Source organism: Kitasatospora sp. NPDC034533 (assembly GCF_055575155.1).
In genome coordinates this window covers 106379-127150 of record NZ_JBVITE010000003.1, presented here as the reverse complement: position 1 = coordinate 127150, position 20772 = coordinate 106379, and the positions used below count along the sequence as shown (strand labels likewise).

15 protein-coding genes are annotated in these 20772 nt (G+C 75.0%); 9 read left to right on the top strand and 6 right to left on the bottom strand.

Annotated elements, in window-relative coordinates; genetic code table 11:
- Window positions 1-350: 350 nt before the first annotated feature.
- Together ACZ55U_RS03540 and ACZ55U_RS03535 are read left to right on the top strand one after the other, a co-directional pair.
- Entirely contained in the window at window positions 351-740 is a 390-nt protein-coding gene (locus tag ACZ55U_RS03540) for an eCIS core domain-containing protein (RefSeq protein ID WP_465521969.1), read from the top strand.
- A 40-nt stretch (window positions 741-780) separates the two neighbouring features.
- On the top strand, window positions 781-1077 hold the full coding sequence (locus ACZ55U_RS03535) for a hypothetical protein (RefSeq protein WP_465521967.1): 297 nt from the start codon (window positions 781-783) through the stop codon (window positions 1075-1077).
- A 148-nt stretch (window positions 1078-1225) separates the two neighbouring features.
- Here the strand turns inward: ACZ55U_RS03535 and ACZ55U_RS03530 are convergent, their stop codons facing one another.
- The 5 genes from ACZ55U_RS03530 to ACZ55U_RS03510 form a co-directional block, all read right to left on the bottom strand.
- Window positions 1226-3943 (bottom strand): AfsR/SARP family transcriptional regulator, encoded by a 2718-nt coding sequence (locus tag ACZ55U_RS03530; protein ID WP_465521965.1) that lies wholly within the window; start codon window positions 3941-3943, stop codon window positions 1226-1228.
- 812 nt (window positions 3944-4755) lie between these two features.
- On the bottom strand, window positions 4756-5112 hold the full coding sequence (locus ACZ55U_RS03525; RefSeq protein WP_465521963.1) for a zinc ribbon domain-containing protein YjdM: 357 nt from the start codon (window positions 5110-5112) through the stop codon (window positions 4756-4758).
- Window positions 5113-5265: 153 nt separating this feature from the next.
- On the bottom strand, window positions 5266-6306 hold the full coding sequence (locus ACZ55U_RS03520) for an IPT/TIG domain-containing protein (RefSeq protein ID WP_465521961.1): 1041 nt from the start codon (window positions 6304-6306) through the stop codon (window positions 5266-5268).
- A 114-nt stretch (window positions 6307-6420) separates the two neighbouring features.
- Window positions 6421-8592, bottom strand: coding sequence for a HelD family protein (locus ACZ55U_RS03515; protein WP_465521959.1), 2172 nt, complete (start codon window positions 8590-8592; stop codon window positions 6421-6423).
- 119 nt (window positions 8593-8711) lie between these two features.
- Window positions 8712-10331, bottom strand: coding sequence for an ADP-ribosyltransferase domain-containing protein (locus ACZ55U_RS03510; protein ID WP_465521957.1), 1620 nt, complete (start codon window positions 10329-10331; stop codon window positions 8712-8714).
- 262 nt (window positions 10332-10593) lie between these two features.
- Here ACZ55U_RS03510 and ACZ55U_RS03505 point away from each other — a divergent pair, with 262 nt between their 5' ends.
- Window positions 10594-11280 (top strand): macro domain-containing protein, encoded by a 687-nt coding sequence (locus tag ACZ55U_RS03505; RefSeq protein WP_465521955.1) that lies wholly within the window; start codon window positions 10594-10596, stop codon window positions 11278-11280.
- A gap of 103 nt (window positions 11281-11383) precedes the next feature.
- On the opposite strand, the gene ACZ55U_RS03500 is transcribed toward ACZ55U_RS03505, so the two are convergent.
- The gene (locus ACZ55U_RS03500) at window positions 11384-12046 is read right to left on the bottom strand and encodes a TetR/AcrR family transcriptional regulator (protein ID WP_465521953.1); all 663 of its coding nucleotides are present in this window, start codon (window positions 12044-12046) and stop codon (window positions 11384-11386) included.
- A gap of 100 nt (window positions 12047-12146) precedes the next feature.
- On the opposite strand from ACZ55U_RS03500, the gene ACZ55U_RS03495 reads away from it, so the two are divergent.
- The 6 genes from ACZ55U_RS03495 to ACZ55U_RS03470 all read left to right on the top strand — a co-directional run bounded on the left by ACZ55U_RS03495 (window position 12147) and on the right by ACZ55U_RS03470 (window position 20663).
- Window positions 12147-13160: a zinc-binding dehydrogenase gene (locus ACZ55U_RS03495; protein ID WP_465521951.1), complete on the top strand. Its 1014-nt coding sequence runs from the start codon at window positions 12147-12149 to the stop codon at window positions 13158-13160.
- 88 nt (window positions 13161-13248) lie between these two features.
- Window positions 13249-13845: a DUF1349 domain-containing protein gene (locus tag ACZ55U_RS03490; protein WP_465521949.1), complete on the top strand. Its 597-nt coding sequence runs from the start codon at window positions 13249-13251 to the stop codon at window positions 13843-13845.
- 161 nt (window positions 13846-14006) lie between these two features.
- Window positions 14007-16910, top strand: coding sequence for a penicillin acylase family protein (locus tag ACZ55U_RS03485; protein ID WP_465521947.1), 2904 nt, complete (start codon window positions 14007-14009; stop codon window positions 16908-16910).
- A gap of 317 nt (window positions 16911-17227) precedes the next feature.
- On the top strand, window positions 17228-17779 hold the full coding sequence (locus tag ACZ55U_RS03480; RefSeq protein WP_465521945.1) for a YceI family protein: 552 nt from the start codon (window positions 17228-17230) through the stop codon (window positions 17777-17779).
- A 127-nt stretch (window positions 17780-17906) separates the two neighbouring features.
- The gene (locus ACZ55U_RS03475) at window positions 17907-19136 is read left to right on the top strand and encodes a threonine synthase (protein ID WP_465522226.1); all 1230 of its coding nucleotides are present in this window, start codon (window positions 17907-17909) and stop codon (window positions 19134-19136) included.
- A gap of 192 nt (window positions 19137-19328) precedes the next feature.
- Window positions 19329-20663 (top strand): hypothetical protein, encoded by a 1335-nt coding sequence (locus tag ACZ55U_RS03470; RefSeq protein WP_465522224.1) that lies wholly within the window; start codon window positions 19329-19331, stop codon window positions 20661-20663.
- Window positions 20664-20772: the final 109 nt, after the last annotated feature.

The following is a 20772-nucleotide window of genomic DNA, read 5'->3' as shown; positions in this document are numbered from 1 at the left end:
GTACGACCGGACGGAGGCAAGCACGGTGCGAACACAGGGCGGCAAGCGGCCGGCCTCGCCCGCGCCGCGTGCCCCGGTCGGGGCGGCGGAGCCGGCACTCGACGGTTCGGCGCTCGGCCGCCGAGACCGGCGCGCGTGTCCGACCTCGGGCCGGCCGGGGCCAGGGCCACGCAACAGGCCATCGGCAACGCCGCGTTCGCCCGGCCGGCCGCCCCACGGCCACACGTCCACGGCGCCGGGCGCGGCCACGACGACGGCCCGGCCGCCCAGCGCGGCGCCGTCCACGAGGTGCCGCGCACGCCCGGCCGCCCACTGGACGGCGCCACCCGGGGCGAACCCGGAAGAACGGAATGGGCGCCGACTTCTCGGACGTACGCGTCCGCACCAGCGCCGCCGCCCGCCGCCCGGCCGCCGCGATCGGCGCGCGTGCTCGCACCTCGGGCCGGCAGGTCGTCACCGGCGCGGACCGGCGGCGACCCGCACACCCTCGCCCATGGGCTGACCCACGCCATCCGGCGGCGCCGAAGGCCGGTCAGCGGCACCGACAACGGTGCCGGGCTGCGCGTCCCCGACCCCGGCGACCGCTTCGAGCGGGAGGCGGAGACCAACGCCCGGACCGTCCTTGGCCGCCCGAGCCGGTCCGCAGCGGCACAATCGGACCATGTCACTTCGGAAACAGCCGATCCCGACTTCTATTGATCGGATGCCAAGAGGATGTTGATCGGCGCCGGACACGATGATCCCCACCCGAGCGAGGCACCACCGAAAGGGCAGGACACCGTGTCGAACACCGAGCGGACGACGGAGAACGGGACGACCGGCGCGGCCGGGCGGCTGCGCCGCGGACCGGCCGTGGCGGGGCTGGCCGCGCTGCTGGTCGCCGCCGCCGGGGTGGCCACCGGATCGGCGACGGCCGACCCCGGCGCGCCGGCGGGCGCCCGTCAGCACACGGCTGACAAGCCCCGGCGGGACGACCACCGGCCCGGCAAGCACCACCTGCTGCGCGGCCACCGCCGGCCCGGCCCGTCCGCCGCCGGGTCCGGCTCCCGGAACCACACCGCTCCGCCCGGCAGCTGACCGCCGGTCACTCCCCCGCGATACTCGCAGCACCGTAGGGAGCGGGCCGGCAGCCCGAGCCGGGCGAGGACCGCGTGGGCCCGCTCCCGGTCGGCGCGGACCGCCGCCTCGGTCCGGACGGGGCCGGCCCGGTCCTGCCCGCGCCCGGTCAGGCCCGGCCCGCCGACCCGTTCCGAGCCCCCGCTCCCGCTTCCACCCCCGCCGCCACGTCCACCCGACGGCCCGCCCCGCCGCCGGCCAGCCCCCGCATCGTCCGCTGGATCCGGGTGGCCGCGTCCACCGGCGCCTTCTCCGAGGTGAAGGACGAGTACAGCTGGACGATCTCCTTGGCGTACCACGCCGGGCTGCCGACCTGCCGGGGGTCTCCCCCGGCCTCGGCCGCCCGCCGGGCCACCTCCTTCGCCTCCGCACCCCGCCCCAGCTCGACGAGCGCCGCCGCGAGCATGTGGCTCCCCAGGTACCGGACCTCCTCGTTGCCGACCCGTACCGCCCACTCGACGGCCTCCCGGGCGTACCGCTCGGCCGTGGCGTAGTCCCGGCTGACCCACGCGTAGCCGGCCCGGTCGCTGAGGGCCTCGGCGGTGAGCCCCGGGGGGATCCCGGCGCCCATGGCCGCCGTGACGGCCAGGGCGGAGAGCCGCTCCAGCCGGCTCCAGTACGCCGTCCCCACGAACAGGCCGCTGATGCCCAGCCCATTGAGCGCGCAGACGACGAGCGGCAGGCCCCGCGTCGGCGGGACGTCCCGCAGGATGCGCGCCACCGTGCTGCTGAGCAGCTGGTGTTCGTCCAGCAGCCAGGCCCGGGCCTCGTCGGGGCGGCCGAAGACGATCCCGGTGTGCTCGGTGGGCCACAGGACCGCCCGGACACCGCCCGCCGCCCGGTTGCCGCCGTCCGCCCGCACCCCCCGGTAGAGGACCTGACGCAGGGTCGCGATCAGGAAGTCCAGCAGGCGCAGCAGGGCGTCCGCGCAGGCTACGGGCCCGTCCTCGGCCTCGGCGCGCTGCCGCGCGTAGAGGCGGACCAGGTCGTGGAAGCGGTAGCGGCCGACGCCGTGGGACTCCAGCAGTCCGGCGTCGACGAGCGGTTCGAGCAGCCACTCGGCGTCGCGCTCGGGCAGGCCCAGCAGGGCGCCGACGGCGGAGACGGGGAAGTCGGCGCAGTCCAGCAGCGCGCACAGCCGCAGCGCGCGGGCCTGGTCGGGCGGGAGCGCGGCGTAGCCGAGCCCGATGGTGGCCTCGACGGACAGGCCGCCGACCCGCAGTTCGCTGAGGGTGCGGGTGTGGTCGCGCAGCCGGGTGGCCATCGCGGTGGGGTCGCGGTCGGGGTACGCGGCGAGCCGGGAGCCGATGATGCGCAGGGCCAACGGCAGCAGGCCGCAGGAGCGGACGAGCTCCTCGGCGGTGTCCGGGTGGTCGGCCAGCCGGCCGGGCCCGGCGAAGCGGTCGAGCATCGCGACGGCCTCGGCGGCGCCGGGCACGCCGACCTCGAAGCGGCGGGCGCCGGCCATGGTGAGCACCCGGCTGCGGGTGGTGACCAGGGCCGCGCTGCCCGGCGCCCCGGGCAGCAGCGGCTCCAACTGCCCGGTCTCCGCGGCGTTGTCGAGCACCACCAGGACCCGGCGCCCGGCCAGCGCCGAGCGGTACGCCGCCGCGCGGGCCTGGAGGGTGGCGGGGACCAGCCCCGGCGCCAGGCCGAGCGCCACCAGGAAGTCCGCCAGGACGTCCATCGGGTCGACCGGGCCGGTGCCCGCGCCCCGCAGGTCGACGTACAACTGGCCGTCGGGGTAGTCGGAACGGACGGCGTGCGCGGCGTCGAGGGCCAGGGCGGTCTTGCCCACACCCCCGATGCCGGTCAGCACGACCAGCGGCATCCGGTCCGGGTCGTGGCGCAGCGCCTGCCGCAGCGCCTCGCGCAGCCCCGTCCGGCCCGTGAAGTCGGCCGCCGACGGCGGGAGTTGGCCGGGGCGCACGCCCAGGTGCGGGCGCGCGGCGGGCCGCTGGGCAGGGACGGCCGCGAGCGGCCGGCGGGACCGCGCCGCCCCTCGGGGGCCGGCGCCCACCGAGAGGCCCGGACCGCCGGCCAGCACCCGCGCCTGGGCGGCGGCCAGTTCGGGGCCCGGCTCGGTGCCCAGTTCGTCGCGCAGCACCTCGCGGGCGGCGGTGAACTCGGCCAGCGCCTCGGCCACCCGGCCGTCCCGGTGCAGCGCGAGCATCCGCAGCGCCCGCAGGTCCTCGCGCAGCGGGTGCTCGCCGATCAGCACGGCGAGGTCGGCGGCGGCCCCGGCGTGCTCGCCCAGTTCGTTGCGGCAGCGCAGCAGCGCCACCTGCCCGTCCAGGCGCAGCGCGGCCAGCCGTTCGCGCTCCCGCTCGGCGAAGGGCCCGGCCACCCCGGCCAGTGCCTCGCCGCGCCACAGCGCCAGCGCGCTCGCGTAGCCGTCCCGGGCGGCCGTGAACCGCCCGGCGGCCAGTTCCTCGCCCGCCTCGGCGCGCAGCCGCTCGAAGCGCAGCGCGTCCACCGCGTCGGGCGCCACGTCCAGCAGGTAGCCGCCGTGGTCGGAGCGCAGCAGTTCCCGGGCGGCGTCGCCGAGCGCACGCCGGACCCGCCAGGCGTAGGTGCGCACCGCGCCCAGCGCGCTCGGGGGGTGGCCCTCGCCCCACAGGCCGTCGACCAGTTCCTCCGGACCGCACCGGCGGCCGGCCCGGAGCAGCAGGACCGTCAGGAACGCCCGCTCCCGGGGGCCGCCCAGCGTGGCGCCCGGGTGGGCGCCGGTGATCCCGAGCGGGCCGAGCAGCCGGAACGCCAGTCCCTCCTGCGCCGCCACCCCGACGCCCCGCCCGGCCGTCCCGTCACCACTGCCCGTTGCCACCCCAGTCACGGTTGCGCAGCCTACGCCCCGGGTCGCGCGGGTCTCCGTGCGGGCACGAAGGGCACGGCGGGGCGCGGCGTCTCCCCGGGGCGGAGCGCAGCCGAGTTCGGCGAGGTGCGGCGGCCTCCCGGAGCGGAGCGCAGCCGAGTTCGGCGAGGTGCGGCGGCCTCCCGGAGCGGAGCGCAGCGGCCTCCCGGGGCAGGGCGCAGCCAGGTGCAGCGGCCTCCCGGGCCAAGGCGCAGCCAGGTGCAGCGGCCTCCCGGAGCAAGGCGCAGCCGGGTGCCGCAGCTTCCCGGGGCAGGGCCACGCGGCCGGTCAGGAGGCCGGCTTCTTCTTCTCCAGGAGGCGCAGGATGCGCGTGTGACGGCAGACCGGAGGGCGCCGACCAGGCCCGCGAGGCGGCGCGGGCGCGGCGGCGCCCGGGGCCGAGCCCCGCAGGCGCCCCGGCCGAAACGGCCCGGCCGGCGGCCCTGCAACGCTGCGCGGGCAACGCCACCGTCACCCGCGCGCTGGCCGCCGAGGCCACCGAGGCCACCGTCGAACGGACGCCCGCCCAGCGGGCGATCCGGCAGGAGGCCGGCACCGGGCCCGGGTGGGGCGCGGCGACTCGCCCAGGCCCGGCCGCACGACCTCTGCGGCCTTCCGGCGACCCGCCAGGTGGCTGGGGGACGTCCGCTCGGGCGTGCTGCACGCGAGGAACTACGCCGGGATGCCCGCCGTCCTCCGACAGGTCTTCGAGGAGGCCGAGCGGGCGATGCACGTCCCGGAGGCGGCCCCCGGATTACGGACGGCCACCTCCGACTGACTCACCGTCAGATCTTCTTGACGAACTCCGACTTGAGCTGCATCGCGCCGAAGCCCTCGACGCGGCAGTCGATGTCGTGCCCGTCGACGCCGTCCACCAGGCGGATGTTGCGCACCTTGGTGCCGGCCTTGATGCCGGAAGGGCTGCCCTTGACCTTGAGCGCCTTGACCACCGTCACGGTGTCCCCGTCGGCCAGCACATTGCCGACCGCGTCCTTGACCACGCGCTCACCACCCGCCGCCGGGGCCTCGTCAAGGTCGCCGGGGACCCACTCGTGGGCGCACTCGGGGCAGACCATGAGGGCGTTCATCTCATAGGTGTACTCACTGGAGCACTGCGGGCACGGGGGAAGGTTGTCGCTCATGAGTTCAGGATATCCGGGCTGGTCGGAGACGGTCCCGGGCGCCGACACCGACGGCCGGCGCGGTCTCGATACGGGCCGCCCCCGGCGGCCGGGGCGCTGCTCGCCCTGGCCGCCGGGGGCGGCCTTCACCGGCCCCCTCACCGGACGGCAGGGCTACGGCGTGTAGGTGTACGCCACCGGCGTGCTGGTGCCGCCCGCCGTGGTGACGGTGACGTCCACCGGGCCGGCCTGGTCGGCCGCCGGCGCCGTGGCGGTGCACAGCTGCGGGCCGCAGGAGTGGCTGGTGGCCGGCCGGCCGCCGAAGGAGACCGTGCCACCGGCCAGGTCGTGGCCGGTGAGGATGATCGCGGTGCCGCCGCCGACCGGGCCGGAGGGGGTGTTCAGCCCGGAGAGCGCGGGGGCCGGCGGGGGCGGCGGCGGGGCGCCGGTGTAGTCGAACGCCGCCGGCGCCTGGACCGTCCCGCCCGGTCCGGCCACCGTGACGGCGACGCTGCCCGAGCCGCCGGGCGTGGTCACCGTGCAGGCGGTGTCGGTACAGCTGCCGGGTGCCGGCACGCCACCGACCAGCACCATGGCGCCGGCCAGGTTGATCCCGGTGAAGGTCAGGGGTGTGCCGCCGGCGCCCGGGCCGGTGGTGGCGCTGACGTCGTCGATCCGCGGCGGCGGGGCGGTCAGCGGCGGCAGCAGTCCGATGCCGAGCAGATGGGTGCGGACGTGCCCGGTGGGGATCGTGTCGTTGGCGTTGGCCACCCTCGCGGTGATCGCGCCGGTGACCGGGCCGGTCCCCTCCGCGACGACCGGGATCTTCATGAACTCCCCGGTGCCGGCCCGCCTGTTGCCGTCCAGGACGGCCTCCAGGTGGCGGCCGTCGGGCGAGACGGTCTCGGTGAAGGTGTAGTCGTTCGGCGTGGAGTAGAACAGCGCGCCGCCGGTGGTGAGCCCGGGCGGCAGGTCGACGGTGAAGTGGGTCGGTCCGGCGAGGTCCTCGGCTCCGGACACCCGCCAGGCCACCGAGAAGACGCCCAGTCGGTTCTGCTCGGTGGGGTAGTTCCCCTCCATGTCGAGGACGATCCGCTGACGTATGACGGTCGGGCCGTCGGCGTGCGCCGGGGCGGCGCCTGCTCCGGCGGTGACGGCGGTCAGGGACAGTGCTGCGGCGAGACCGGCTCCCGCCAGTCTGGTGATCGTAGGCATACGGAAATCCTCCCGAACGCCCGCCGGTTCGACCGCCGCTTTCCCGAATTGCCCGAACCGTCACCGCAATTGGCGCGATCCCGCACCCGATCACCATGCGCCTCGCCCGTGCCGTCACCCGCCCAGCGGCGCGGGCAGCGGACGGCTGTGCAGGACGTCCAGCCGGGAGACCGCCCTCGTCACCACCACGTACAGCCGGTGCAGGCCGTGCGGTTCGGCCTCCACGATGGCGGCCGGCTCCAGCACCACCACGTGGTCGTACTCCAGCCCCTTCACCAGCGAGGCCGGCAGCACCGTGACCCTCGCCGCGGTGCCGACCTGCTCGGACGCCCCGGTGGGGATGCCCGCCGCCCGGAGCGCCCCGGCGGCCTCCGCCACCCCACCGTCCGCCGCGATCACCGCGATCGAGCCCTCCCGTTCCAGCGCGGCCCGCACCGCCGACACCGCCGCCGCGCCCAGGCCGCCGCCCGCCACCTGACGCATAGCCAACTCGCCGTCCCGCCGCAGCGAGACGGCCGGTGGCACGTCGACGTCCAGCGCGCCCAGCAGGGTGTTGGCGAGTGCCGTCACCGCGGCCGGGACGCGGAAGCCGGTGGTCAGCGCGACCACCTCGGCCTGCGGCTTGCCCAGGTGGGCGAGCTGCTCGGGCCAGCTGCGGGCGGCCCACGGGGCGGTCGCCTGGGCGAGGTCGCCGAGGACGGTGAGGGAGCCGAAGGCACTGCGGCGGGCGATCGCCCGGCACTGCATCGGGGAGAGGTCCTGGGCCTCGTCCACCACGACGTGGCCGAAGCCCGCCGGGTGCTCGATCAGCCCCGCCACCTCGTCCAGGAGCATCAGATCGTGCTCGGACCACCTGGCGCTCCGCTCCGAACGCGGCGGCCGGTGCCACCGGATCGCCTCCTGCTCCTCGGCCCCGAGCACCCCGTCGGCGGCCTCGGCGAGGACGACCGGGTCGCTCAGCAGGGCGGCGACCACGGCCTCCGGGCGCAGGTTCGGCCAGGCGGCCTCCAGGAAGGCCGCGACCGGCCTCGCGCGGCCGACCTTCCGCGTCCAGGCGCCGGACCTGACGCCGGAGCGGCGCTCGGCCTGGTCCTGGACCATCGCCACCACCCGGGTGCGCAGGATCTCCCGCCCGATCGCGTACGGCGGCGCCTGCTCGCGCACCTCGGCGACCGCCCGGTCCAGCCGCTCCGCGCTCACCCGCCACCGGTAGGAGCCGTCCGGCACGACCAGGTGCTCCGCGCCCGTCGAACGGACACGTCCGTACAGCGCCCGGCGCAGCACGGTGGCCATCCGCGCGTCCTGTTTGACGGCGGCGGCCCGCTCGTCGTCCACCGCGGTGACCGGCCGCGCGGCGACCAGGTCCTCGACGGTGCACTGGGTGACGTCGATCTCGCCGAGCGCGGGCAGCACCTGCGCGATGTAGCGCAGGAAGGTCGGGTTGGGGCCGATGACCAGCAGACCCCCGCGCCGGATCCGCTGCGGGTGGCTGTAGAGCAGGTAGGCGGCGCGGTGCAGCCCGACGGCGGTCTTGCCGCTGCCGGGCGCGCCCTGGACGCACACCGACTCGCTCAACTCGCCCCGCACCAGGGCGTCCTGCTCGGGCTGGATGGTGGCGACGATGTCCCGCATCGGGCCCGTCCGGGGGCGTTCGATCTCGGCGGCCAGGATGCCGCCGACACCGCCCGCCGAGCCGACCGCACCACCGGACGCACCACCGACCGCCGAGCCGCGCCCGCCGGAACCGGAGCGGGCGCCCGAGCCGGAGCCGGGACCCGGCTCGGCACCCGGCTCGGAACCGACCCCGCCGAGGGGCTCGTCCTCCAGCCCGGTCAGGTCCTCCGGCGCGCCCGAGCTCCACGGCGCCCAGCCGAACCGCCGACGCCGCACCAGCCCGAGCGGGTCGTGCGCGCTCGCCTGGTAGAACGCCCGGGAGACCGGGGCCCGCCAGTCGACCACGAGCGGCGGCACCGTCGGATCCTCGGAGATCCGTTGGCGGCCCACGTAGTAGCGCTGCCCCCGGTGGTCCCCGGCTTCCGCCGTGTCGGCGAAGTCCAGGCGGCCGAAGAACGACGGGCTCGGCGGCAACTCCTTCATCCGCTTGGCACGGGTGCGCAGGTACCGGCCGAGCGCCTCCGCGCTGGCTCCGTCGCCGGAGACGTCCTCCCCCGCGACCACCTGGCGGCTCGCGTCCTCGACCTGCCAGGCCATCGCCGCCCGGCAGACCTCGACGTAGGCCCGCTCCCGTTCCAGTTCGCCGTCGAGGCTCCGGTTCTTCGAGGTCATCGTTCGCGCCCCTTCCCGCACAACGGGCTCCTCCGCTCGTCGACTTCCAGCATAACCAAACTCAGTAAAAATACTAACTTGGTTAAGCTTCCGCGCCGGGCAGGCCCACGGGACACGTCTCAGGACACCAGGGGCGCCTCCTCCAGCTCGGTCAGTGTCACGGTGCACAGACCGCCGCGCTCGGTCCGGACGTCCGTGACCTCCAGCTGGGTGCCGGGCAACAGGATGAACTCCTCCTCGCCGGTGAACGCCGAGAAGGTCTGGATGCCAACGGCCCGCACCGGACGCACCTCGAAGAGCGTCCGCTTGCCCCGGCTGCCGAGGAACGACTGCGCCACCCCGAGCTTGGAGGTGCAGGAGGAGACGCCCCACCACGTCACCGTCCTGCCGAGCGGGTACTGCCGCCGCAGGTCCAGCGACACCCCGCGCCACAGCGGCGCGGTGCGTACGGGAAGCCGGGACACCGCCGCGAACAGCAGCCGCAGGTACGGCAGGTAGGGCACCAGCCGGCCGCGGTCCGGCGAGCGCAGCACCGCGTTGATCTCCCGGTAGAACGCGGACTCGCAGGTGTACAGGTACAGCGCGGAGATCTCGTCGGCGGACAGCCCGGCCGCCGCCTCGCCCACCCGCCGCTCGCCGAACTCCTGCGACCGCGACACGTGCCAGTCCAGGCCCCGCAGCAGCGCGGCTACCGGCGCCACCGCCTCCCGGAAACCCATCACCGGGGTGTCGAACACGCCGGTGATGGCGGGCAGGACGAGGCCCTCGTCCTTCACCCCGGCGAGCCGCTCCAGGTAGAGCTGGTGCAGCTCCATGGTGGAGGCGATGAAGGCGCCCATCCGCTCGGCGACCCCGCTGTCCGCCCCGCCGTCCTGCGCCGACCGGGTGTCCCACCCGACGCTGGGCAGCCAGTCCACCTCGTCGGCCCCGAGCGAGGCGAGGGCCGCGTTCACCGTGGCGAAGTGCTCGCCGTCGCAGAAGAGGTCCCCCTGGGCCGCCGGGTTGGCGTGGTCGATGTGGCGCACCTCGACCTCGGGGTACTTCTTCTCCAGCCGCAGCACGACCTGCTTCAGGTTGCGCGCGTGCGCGCCCCACCAGGCGAAGACCACGAAGCGGTCCTCCTCGGCGGCCTGCTGCTTGGCCCGGAGGATCTCCTCCACGATCCGCTCGGCGACCGGCCGCCAGAACCCGGTGTGCTGGTCCGGCCCCATGGCGCCGTCGCTGCTCGCGGTCAGCGCCGCGTTCAGCAGCAGCACGCCCTGGGTGAGCATCGCCTGGAACCACTCCGGCGGCTGGACCGTCTCCTCCTTCTTCAGCAGCGCCCGTATGTCGGCGATCGGCGTCTTCTTGGGGATGCCGTACTTCCACATCGCCGCGGCCTTGATGAGGCAGCGGATGCTGATCACCCGGCCGAACTGGCTGTCCTTCCAGTCGTGGAAGGTGTTGTCGAACATCGCGATGCCGGTGGCGCTCTCCGGCCGCGGGTACGGGTTCTGGCCGAAGACCACGACCTTCCACTTGTGCGGCGCGTGCGGCTTGAGCGCCTGGAAGGTCAGCTCGCGCACCGGGACGACCTCCGGGCTGCGGCCGGGGCCGATGAACGAGGCCGCCCCGGGCTGCGCCTCGATGACCGGCTTCAGCAACGGCAGCCACGGCTCGCCGCCGCCCGCGAAGAGCTCCGCGAGGGCGAGCGGGTCGTTCGGGTCGGGCTGGGTGGCGGGGGTGTCGACAGCGTTCATGGTGGTGCGACTCCGGCTGGTCGGGACCGTACGAATGACATGCGAACGAGGTGATGGCCCGTCAGCTTCCCTGGCGGACAGCACAGTCCTACCAGCAGGGTCTGACAATGCGGGCCGCTCCGACCGGCGGTGGACCGAGGACGGGCGCGACCGGACGGATTGTCAGTGGCGGGCGCTAGCTTCGTCGGTGCCCGGCAGGACGGGGGCGTCCGGGACCACCCGGCCCTCCCCCCGCCTTCCCCTCGACCGACAGGAGCCCCGCATGACCACGGCCCCCACCCAGTCGCCGCTCACGGTGGTGCTGACCGACCTCAACGCGACGGTGGTGGCGTCCTGGCGGGCCGCCTTCGCCGACACCCCCGGCGTCGAGATCCGGCACGCCTCCCTGCTCACCGCGAAGGTCGACGCCTGGGTCAGCCCCACCAACTCCCTTGGCCGGATGGACGGCGGGACGGACGCGGCGATCAAGCGCCACCTGGGCGCGGGCATCCAGCTGCGGGTCCGGAAGGCGATCCGCGAGCGCCACGCCGGCAGCCTCCCGGTCGGCAGCGCGGTCTGCGTCCCGTCCGGCGCCGTCAACCCCAGGTTCCTGATCTCGGCCCCGACCATGGAGACGTCCTCGGAGAACGTCAGCGAGACCTTGAACGTCGCCCTGGCCTGCGCGGCCGCGTTCCAGGCCGTCCACCGGCAGAACAGCCTGGAGCCGGGCTCCATCCGGTCGGTCGCGCTGGTCGGCATGGGCGCCCGGACGGGCCGGGTCCCGGCCCGGGTCTGCGCCAACCTGATGTGGTCGGGCTACACCCTCTTCAACGACCACCACTTCGAGGACGACGACGACCTGCGCGCCACCGTCCTCGCCCAGCTGGACGACCTGGAGAAGGCGCCCGCCACCGAGCGGGTGCGGATAGCCCCGCCCGCACGCCGCGGCGCGCCGACCCGACGGGCCTGACCGCACCCCCGGGCAGCAGGCCGGCGCGCCCCCGCCCCGGCCCACCCCCGCGCGCCTCAGCCCGCACGCCTCAGCCCCGCGCGCCCCCGCCCGCCGCGAACGCTCAGCCCGCCGTGAGCACCAGGCGGATCCAGCGCTCCGACTCCGCGACCGCGACCCCCACGTCGAAGGCCGCCGGAGCGGCCGCGGCCTGCACCACCAGCCCCTTGAGGAGTCCGACGAAGGCCAACGCGAAGGCCGCCGGGTCCACGCCCGGCCCCAGCTCCCCGTCCCGCTGCCCCTGGCCGACCACCTCGGCCGTCCACTCCCGGGTCCGGGCGTCCAACTCCGCCACCGCGGCGGTCAGTTCCGAGGCCCCGGCGAGCGCCTCGGCGCCCAGCACCACGAAGGCCCGGCCGAGATCGGTCGGATTGCGCACCCCCTCCAGGCAGCCGCGCGCGAAGCCGCACAGCTCGTCCACCGCGCCGGCCCCACTGCGCTCCGGCGCGGCCGCCGCCATCGCCTCGGCCAGCGCCGCCTCCTGGAGCCGGGCCAGCAGCGCACCCTTCGAGCCGAAGTAGTGGGTGGCCAGGCCCCGGCTGAAGCCCGCCGCCTCCCCGACCCTGGCCAGGGTGACCCCGGTGCTGCCGTGCTCGGCGATCAGCCGGGCGGCGGCCGCGATCAGCGCCGACTCGGCACGGGCCCGCCGTTCGGCCTGGGTCCGGCGCGCCGGCGCCTCACGAAGCGCCCCGGTGCCACCGGCTCGTTCCCCATCGTGCGTAGACATAACACCATGCTAGTGTCGAACTTGCTTGTTGAATAACAAGTAACTTCCGGGGTGGCGGGCACTCCCCCGACCTGCCGCCCCCGCGAGAAGGGAAGTCCCGATGACCGCCACGATGCTCGCCGGCCGACTCGACGTCGCCAAGGGCGCCTTCGCCGTGGAGGAGGTCCCCGTCCCGACGCCCGGCCCGGGCGAGGTCCTGATCAAGGTCGAGGCCGCCGGCGTCTGCCTCTCGGACGTCCACCTCATCGAGGGCATGCTCAAGCCGCTCTACCTCAAGGGCGACAAGGTCACCCTCGGCCACGAGGTCGCGGGCACCGTGCACACCCTCGGCGAGGGCGTGACCACCGCGGCCGTCGGAGACCGGGTGCTGCTCCAGGCCGGCGAGACCCGCGACGGCGTGGTGTACACCCGCGGTGTGGACTACGACGGCGGGTGGGCCGAGTACGTGCTCGCCACCGCCACCACGCTGGTGCCGATCCCGGACGACCTCCCCTTCGAACAGGCCTGCTTCATCCCCGACGCGGTCTCCACCCCCTGGGCCGCCATCACCGCCACCGGCGCGGTGCGCCCGGCCGAGGCGGTCGGCGTCTGGGGCGTCGGCGGCCTCGGCGCCCACGGCGTGCAGCTGCTGCGGGCGATCGGCGCCTTCCCGATCGTCGCCGTCGACCCGCTGCCGGCCGCCCGCGAGCGCGCCCTGGCCTTCGGGGCCGACGCCGCGCTCGACCCGGCCGACCCCGGCTTCGCCGGGCTGCTGCGCGAGGCCACCGGCGGCCGTCCGCTGTCCGCCGCCTTCGACTTCGCCGGGGTCGCCCCGGTGCGCGAGCAGGCCATGGCCACCCTCGGCCAGAACGGCCGCCTGGTCCTGGTCGGCCTCACGGACAAGCCCCTGACCGTCACCAACGGCACCCGGATGAGCTACCTGCGCCAGGAGATCCGCGGCCACTACGGCTCCCAGGGCGAGGACGTCGTCGACCTGGTCAACCTGGTCCGCGGCGGACGGCTGGAGTTCTCCCGCTCGGTGAGCGGCACCTTCCCGCTGGCCGAGGCCGCCCGCGCGGTCCAGGCGCTGGAGCACAAGGAGGGCAACCCGATCCGCCTGGTGCTGAAGCCCTGACCCGGGCCCCTCGCCGCCGGGGCGGGCAGTCCGGATATCCTTTCGGGAATTTCGGCAAGTTTCAGCAAGTCGGCGAAAGGATGACCGCATGCGCCCGCCCCGCGACATCCCCTGGCACGAGGGAAGCTGGCTCAACGAGCCCGAGGACACCCGGACCGACGGCGCCGACCTCCTGGTCACCGCCCGGGGCCGCAGCGACTTCTGGCGCACCACCGGCTACGGCTTCGTCCGCGACGACGGCCACGCACTGCTCACCGGCTTCCCGCCGGGCAGCGCCACCGAGGTCACCTTCGTCGCCGACTTCGCCGCCCTCTACGACCAGGCCGGCCTGCTGATCCGGGTCGACCCCAGGACGTGGATCAAGGCCGGCGTGGAGATGAGCGACGGCCTTCCCCACCTCGGCGCGGTGGTCACCCGCGAGGTCTCCGACTGGTCCCTCGCGCCGGTCCCGGACTGGCACGGCCGCGCCGTCACCGTCCGCGCCAGCCGCGCCGGCGACGCGGTGACCATCCGCGCCCGCTGCGAGGACGGCCCTTGGCGCCTCCTGCGCCTCGCCCCACTCGACCCCGAGGCGGCGGCCACCGCCGGCCCGTTCTGCTGCTCCCCCGAACGCGCCGGCCTCCAGGTCCGCTTCACCCGCTTCGCCCAGGGCCCCGCCGACTCGGCGCTGCACCTGCCGGACTGAGCCCGGCAGGTGCGGCGCCGTCCCCCTCCCCACCCAGATCGCACCGGCTACCGACCAGGCGCCGGCATCCGAACCCCCCACCGGCAACCGCCCCGCAGCAGCCGCGGCGACCGGCGGCGGCGACGCACCGCCGGGCCCAACTCCGCGCCGCCGCACGGAAAATGGCATGCACGCCACTAGCCAACCGTCCAGTAGCGCCCCTACCGTCGACTCTCCGCGACTCGACGGAGGAGTCCGCTTTGCGTCCACGCCAACGCCCCCGCCCCCGAGCCCTCCGGCTCCCGGCCGCCGCCCTCGCCTCGGCCCTGCTCGTCACCGCAGCCCTCACCGCCCCCGCCGCCACCGCCGCGCCCACCCCCGCGACGACGGCCACCGCCACCGACTACTGCGGCGGCCACTGCGCCGACATCCTCCCGCCCGGCGAGAACGGCAACGCCACCCTCGCCGAGATCCTGCTCAACCGCGCCTTCGGCACCCGTCCCGCGCACACCGACGACCAACTCGGCCCCTACGCCGCCCTCGCCTCCGGCTACCCCGGCCTCACCGAGGCCAAGCTGCGCGACTTCTTCAACGACGCCTCCTTCGGCGTCCCCGCCGACCAGGTCGCCACCAGCACCAGCCCGCGCCCGGACGTCACCATCGTCCGCGACAAGGCCACCGGCGTCCCCCACATCACCGGCACCACCCGCTACGGCACCGAGTTCGGCGCGGGCTACGCCGCCGCCCAGGACCGGCTCTGGGTGATGGACCTCTTCCGGCACGTCGGCCGCAGCCAGCTGTCCGGCTTCGCGGGCGGCGCCGCGGCCAACCGCCAGCTGGAACAGAGCTTCTGGCAGGCCGCGCCCTACACCGAGGCCGAACTGCAACAGCAGATCGACACCATCGCCGCCCGAGGCGGCCGGGCCACCCAGGCGCTCGCCGACGCCACCGCCTACCTCGACGGCATCAACCAGTACGCCAAGGAGGCCTACAACGCCCGCACCTTCCCCGGCGAGTACGACCTGACCGGGCACATCGACCCGATCACCAACGCCGGATCGATCGAGCCGTTCAAGCTGACCGACCTGGTCGCCCTCGCCTCCGTGGTCGGCGCGCTGTTCGGCTCCGGCGGCGGCAACGAACTGGCCTCCGCCCAGGTCAAGTCGGCCGCCGAGGCCCGGTACGGCAAGGACGCCGGGGACGCGGTCTGGAAGTCGCTGCGCGAGGCCGACGACCCGGAGGCCGTCCAGACCCTGCACGACGGACAGAGCTTCCCGTACGCGACCGTCCCGGACCACCCGCAGGGCGAGGCGCTGCCCGACCCCGGCTCGGTGCAGCCCGAACGGGTGGTCTACGACGCCACCGGCTCCGCCAACTCCGCCACCGGCACCGCGGCCGGCACCGCGCCCGGCGTCCTGCCCGGCAACCTGCTGAGCGCCAGGCACGGCATGTCCAACGCCCTGCTGGTCTCCGGCGCGCACACCGACGACGGCCACCCGGTCGCCGTGTTCGGCCCGCAGACCGGCTACTTCGCCCCGCAGCTGCTGATGCTGGAGGAGATCCAGGGCCCCGGGATCAGCGCACGCGGCGCCGCCTTCGCCGGCCTGAGCTTCTACGTACAGCTCGGCCGCGGCCAGGACTACGCCTGGAGCGCCACCTCCGCCGGGCAGGACATCACCGACACCTATGCCGTCCCGCTCTGCACCACCGACGGCTCCCCGGTCACCACCGCCGCCTCCTCCTACCTCTGGCACGGCCAGTGCCTGCCCTTCGACCGGCTGGAACGCAAGAACGCGTGGAAGCCCACCACCGCCGACTCCACCCCGGCCGGCTCCTACACCCTGGTGATGAACCGCTCGAAGTTCGGCCTGGTGACCGCACGCGGCACGGTCGGCGGCTCCCCCGTCGCCTTCACCTCACTGCGTTCCACCTACCGGCACGAAGTCGACTCCATCATCGGCTTCCAGGAGCTGAACGACCCGGGCGCGGTGCACGACGCGGCCGGCTTCCAACGGGCGGCGCAGGACATCAACTACACCTTCAACTGGTTCTACGCCGACTCGCGCGACATCGCCTACTACAACTCCGGCAGCAACCCGGTCCGCGCCCCCGGCGTCGACGCCGGCCTGCCCGTCCTGGCCCAACCCGCCTACGAGTGGGCCGACTTCGATCCCACCGCGAACACCGCCCGGTACACCCCGGCGGCCGAGCACCCGCAGTCCGTCAACCAGGACTACTTCATCTCCTGGAACAACAAGCAGGCCGACGGCTACACCTCGGCCGGCTTCGGCAACGGCTCGGTGCACCGCGGCAACCTGCTGGACGACCGGGTCAAGTCCCTGCTGCGCAACGGCGGGAAGGCGAGCCGGGTCTCGCTCACCCAGGCGATGGAGAGCGCCGCCCTCGCCGACCTGCGCGCCGAGGACGTGCTGCCCGACCTGATCCGGGTGCTGCGCAGCGCGCCGGTGACCGACCAGGCCACCCTCACCGCCCTCCAGCAGCTGGAGGTCTGGCTGTCCAACGGCGCCCAGCGGAAGGAGACTTCACCGGGAAGCCACGGCTACGCGGACGCCACCGCGATCCGGGTGATGGACGCCTGGTGGCCGCTGGTCGCCGACGGCGTCATGCGGCCGGGCCTCGGCGACCAGCTGTTCGGCGCGCTGACCGGCGCCCTCCAGATCAACGAGTCCCCCTCGGGCGGCCAGACCGGCCCCGCGGGCGGCCCGGTCAGCGCCAACGAGGCGATCCCGCACAAGGGTTCGGCCTTCCAGTACGGCTGGTGGAGCTATCTGGACAAGGACCTGCGCGCCGTCCTCGGCGACCAGGTGGCCGGCCCGCTGGCCCGCCCGTTCTGCGGCGGGGGCGACCTCACGGCCTGCCGGACCGTCCTGCTGAACACCCTGAAGCAGGCCGCCGCCCGGACCCCGGCCCAGGTCTACCCGGGCGACGCGGACTGCGCGGCGGGCGACCAGTGGTGCGCCGACACCATCATCCAGCGGCCACTGGGCGGTGTGACCGACGCCAAGACCACCTGGCAGAACCGGCCGACCTACCAGCAGGTGGTGCAGTTCCCGAGCCACCGCTGAACCCCGCCCGGCCGAGCCGCCACCACCAGGCCCTCCACTGAACGCACCGTCCAGCCCCACCACCGTGCTCCACCTCTGGACGCACCGCCCAGCCCCACCACCGTGCTCCACCACTGGACACACCGCCCATCCCCGCCGCCGGGCCCCACCACGGGAGCCCGGCGGCGCCACCGCGCCCCACGGGACCGGCGCGCGCCCGTCCCGACCAGTCCGGCGCGCGGCCCGCCGCAACTGCCCCTAGCGTGGTCCGGGGACCGCCCGGCCACCCCCGGCCGGAGCCCGAGAGCCGAGACCCGCCACCAGGAGGCACGCCGACCATGACCGCCAACCTCGCCGACCTCACCGGTGACTACGTCCTCGACCCGGCCCACACCCGGATCGGCTTCGTCGCCCGCCACGCCATGGTCACCAAGGTCCGCGGTGCCTTCCACCAGTTCGAGGGCACCGCCCACCTCGACGGCGACGACCCGTCCCGCTCCACCGCCCAGCTCGTGATCAAGGCCGAGAGCATCGACACCGGCGTCGAGCAGCGGGACCAGCACCTGCGCACCAACGACTTCCTGGACGCCCCCAACTTCCCCGACATCACCTTCCGCACCACCTCCGTCGAGCCGAAGTCCGACAGCGAGTACCGGGTCACCGGCGACCTCACCATCAAGGACACCACCCGCCCGGTCAGCATCGACTTCGAGTACACCGGCAACGCCGTCGACCCGTACGGCAACCTACGGGTGGGCCTGGAGGGCTCGGTCACCATCAGCCGCAAGGAGTACGGCGTCACCTGGAACGCCGCCCTGGAGGGCGGCGGCGTCCTGGTCGGCGACAAGGTCGTCCTGGAGTTCGACGTCTCCGCGGTCCGCCAGGGCTGACCGACCCCACCGAAAGCGAAACGCCGACCCACCCGATCGGCAGCGAGACCACCGACTGCGAAACCACCGGCATCGAGACCACCAGCTGCGAAACCCGGGCACGCCCCGCGGCCACCCGGCTAGTCTCCTGAGCATGCCGCCAGAAGACTCCCTCGCGACCGGCCAGCGCTCCCTCGGCGACCCCACCCTCCACTACCCCCTGTGGCCCCCGCTCACCGCCGGCTGCCCCCGCGCCGGCACCGAGGACGTCGACTACCCCGTCGAGGTCGACTACGCCTACGACGAGGCCGACCCGGCGGGCCTGTTCGCCCCCGCCCCGGCGCGCGGCGGCCTGGAGCGCTGGGCCCCCCTGCTGCCGCCGCTGCTCGCCCCCGGCCTAGGCGAGGGCGCCACCCCGCTGGTCGAGCTGGAGCCCGGGGTGTACGTCAAGGACGAGTCCCGCAACCCCACCTGGAGCCACAAGGACCGGCTGAACCGCTGCACCACCAGTGCCGCCGTGGGCGTCGGCGCCCCCGGCCTGGCGGTCGCCTCCTCCGGCAACCACGGCGCCTCGGCCGCCGCCTACGCCGCCCGCGCCGGACTGCGCTGCGTGGTCTTCACCGGCCCGGACCTGCCGCCGAACGTCGACGCCTTCCTCAACGCCTACGGCGCGGTGGTGCTCCCGGTGCCGTGGGAGGCCCGCTGGCCGCTGCTGCGCCAGGCGGTCGACCGGCTGGGCCTGCACCCCGTCAGCAACCTGACCACCACCCACACCGGTCACGCCTACGGTCCCGAGGGCTACAAGAGCGTCGCCTACGAGATCTTCCAGGACATCGGCCTGCCGAGCGCGGTGTTCGTCCCCACCGGTTACGGCGAGCTGCTGTTCGGCGTCTGGAAGGGCTTCGCCGAGCTGCGGCGGCTGGGCCTGGCCGACCGGGTGCCGCGCATCCACGCCTGTGAGTCGGCCGCCTCCGGTCCGCTCGCCCGGGCGCTCGCCGAGGACCTGCCCGCTGCCCGGGTGCCGGTCCGCCCGAGCGACGCCTACTCGATCGCCTCCCCGGTCAGCGGCTACCGGGGCGTGCTCGCCGTCCGCGGCAGCGGCGGCCGGGCGCTCACCCTGGACGACCGCCAACTCGCCGAAGCCCAGCGGGAGCTGGCCCGGGCCGGGCTCTGGACGGAGCTGTCCTCGGCGGCCGGACTGGCCGGACTGCGCAGCCTCGGCGACGGCCGCCCGGACCTCTCCGAGGGCCCGGTGGTCTGCGTCTCCACCTCCAGCGGCTTCAAGGACAAGGGCGTCGGCACCCACCGCACCGAGCCGGTCGCCCCGGACTGGGACGCGGTAGCCCGCCGGCTGCGCGCGGCCGGGATCACCGGCTGACCGCCGGCCGGCCTCCCCGCGGAGGCCTGCTGTTCGCCCGCCCGCCCCGCCTCGTAGGGTCCGCGTAGGGCCGGTGTTCGCCGAGCGCCAGCAGGCTGACACCCTCCGTCAACTCCCCACGCCTGCCGAAGGGTAGCCACCGTGTCGCGTTCCCTCCGTCGCCTCCTGCCGCCGGCCCTCGCCTTCGCGGCGGTGCCCGCGCTCGCCCTGCCCGCCCTCCCGGCGGGCGCGGTCTCGTACGGCACCCCGACGATCACCTTCTCGGCCGGCTACCTGTCCGGCGCGGTCGGCGCCACCGGCGACCCGACCGTGACCGTCACGGTCGCCCAGTCCGGTGCCGACGCCTCGGCGCTGACCGTCGCCGCCTCCGCCACCACCCGCAGCGCCGTGGCCCGCACCGGCGACGTCACGGTGACCGGCACGGGCGGCAGCCGCACCCTGGCGGTCGCCGCCCAGGGTGTCGGCTACGCCGACCTCACCATCAAGGTCACCGGCCTCGGCGGCAAGAGCGCCACCCGCACCCTGCACTACGCCGCCTCCCCGGCCGTCCGGTTCTCCGCCACCAGCCGCTACCTGACCGGCTCCAGTGACGCCTCGGCCGCCGTGGACGCGGGCGGCGGCTACATCCTGGTCGGCGACGACGAGTCCAACACCCTGCGCCTGTACGACCGCGGCAACTCCGGTGCGCCGGTCCGCTCCTGGGACTTCAGCTCGGCCCTCGGCGTCTCCAAGGAGATCGACATCGAGGCCGCCACCCGGGTCGGCGACACCATCTACTGGACGGGCTCCCTCGGCAACAACAAGGACGGCGTGGTCAAGCCCGACCGCCACACCGTCTTCGCCACCACCGTCACCGGCTCCGGCGCCGACACCCAGCTCTCCCTGGCCGGTTCATACCGGGGCCTGCGCGACGACCTGATCACCTGGGACGACGCCCACGGCAAGCGCTACGGCTTCGCGGCCAGCGCCGCCGACGGCCAGGTGCCCAAGCAGATCGACGGATTCAACGTCGAGGGCCTGGAGTTCGCCCCCGGCAGCACCAGCACCGCCTACATCGGCTTCCGCGCGCCGCTCACCCCGGCGGTCACCGGCGGCCGGGCGCTGCTCGTCCCGGTCACCAACTTCCCGTCCCTGCTGAACGGTTCGGCCGCGCACGCGACCTTCGGCGACCCGATCGAGCTGGACCTCGGCGGCCTCTCCGTCCGCGACATCCGCCGCAACGACCTCGGCCAGTACCTGATCGTGGCCGGCTCCTGGGCCGCCGAGGACAACTCCGCCCCGTACGCGCTCTACCGCTGGGACGGCCGGCCGGGCTCCCGGCCGACCAAGCTGATCGACCTGCCGACCGGCGACTACGGCGCCTGGGAGGCCGTCGTGGACGTCCCGGACCTGAACGCCCCCGGCGCCCGCGCCCAGCTGGTCACCGACGACGGCTCCGCCGACCTCTACGGCGACTCCACCGCCGCCAAGGACCTCACCCACCCCGAGTGGAAGAAGTCCCGCAGCACCTGGTTCACCCTCAACTGACCGGCACAGAAGGGCCCTTCGGCTTCGAGCCGAAGGGCCCTCCCGCGCACGGCCCCGCACGAAGGGCCCCGCACGTACGACCCGCACGAAGGCCCCGCACGAAGGCCCC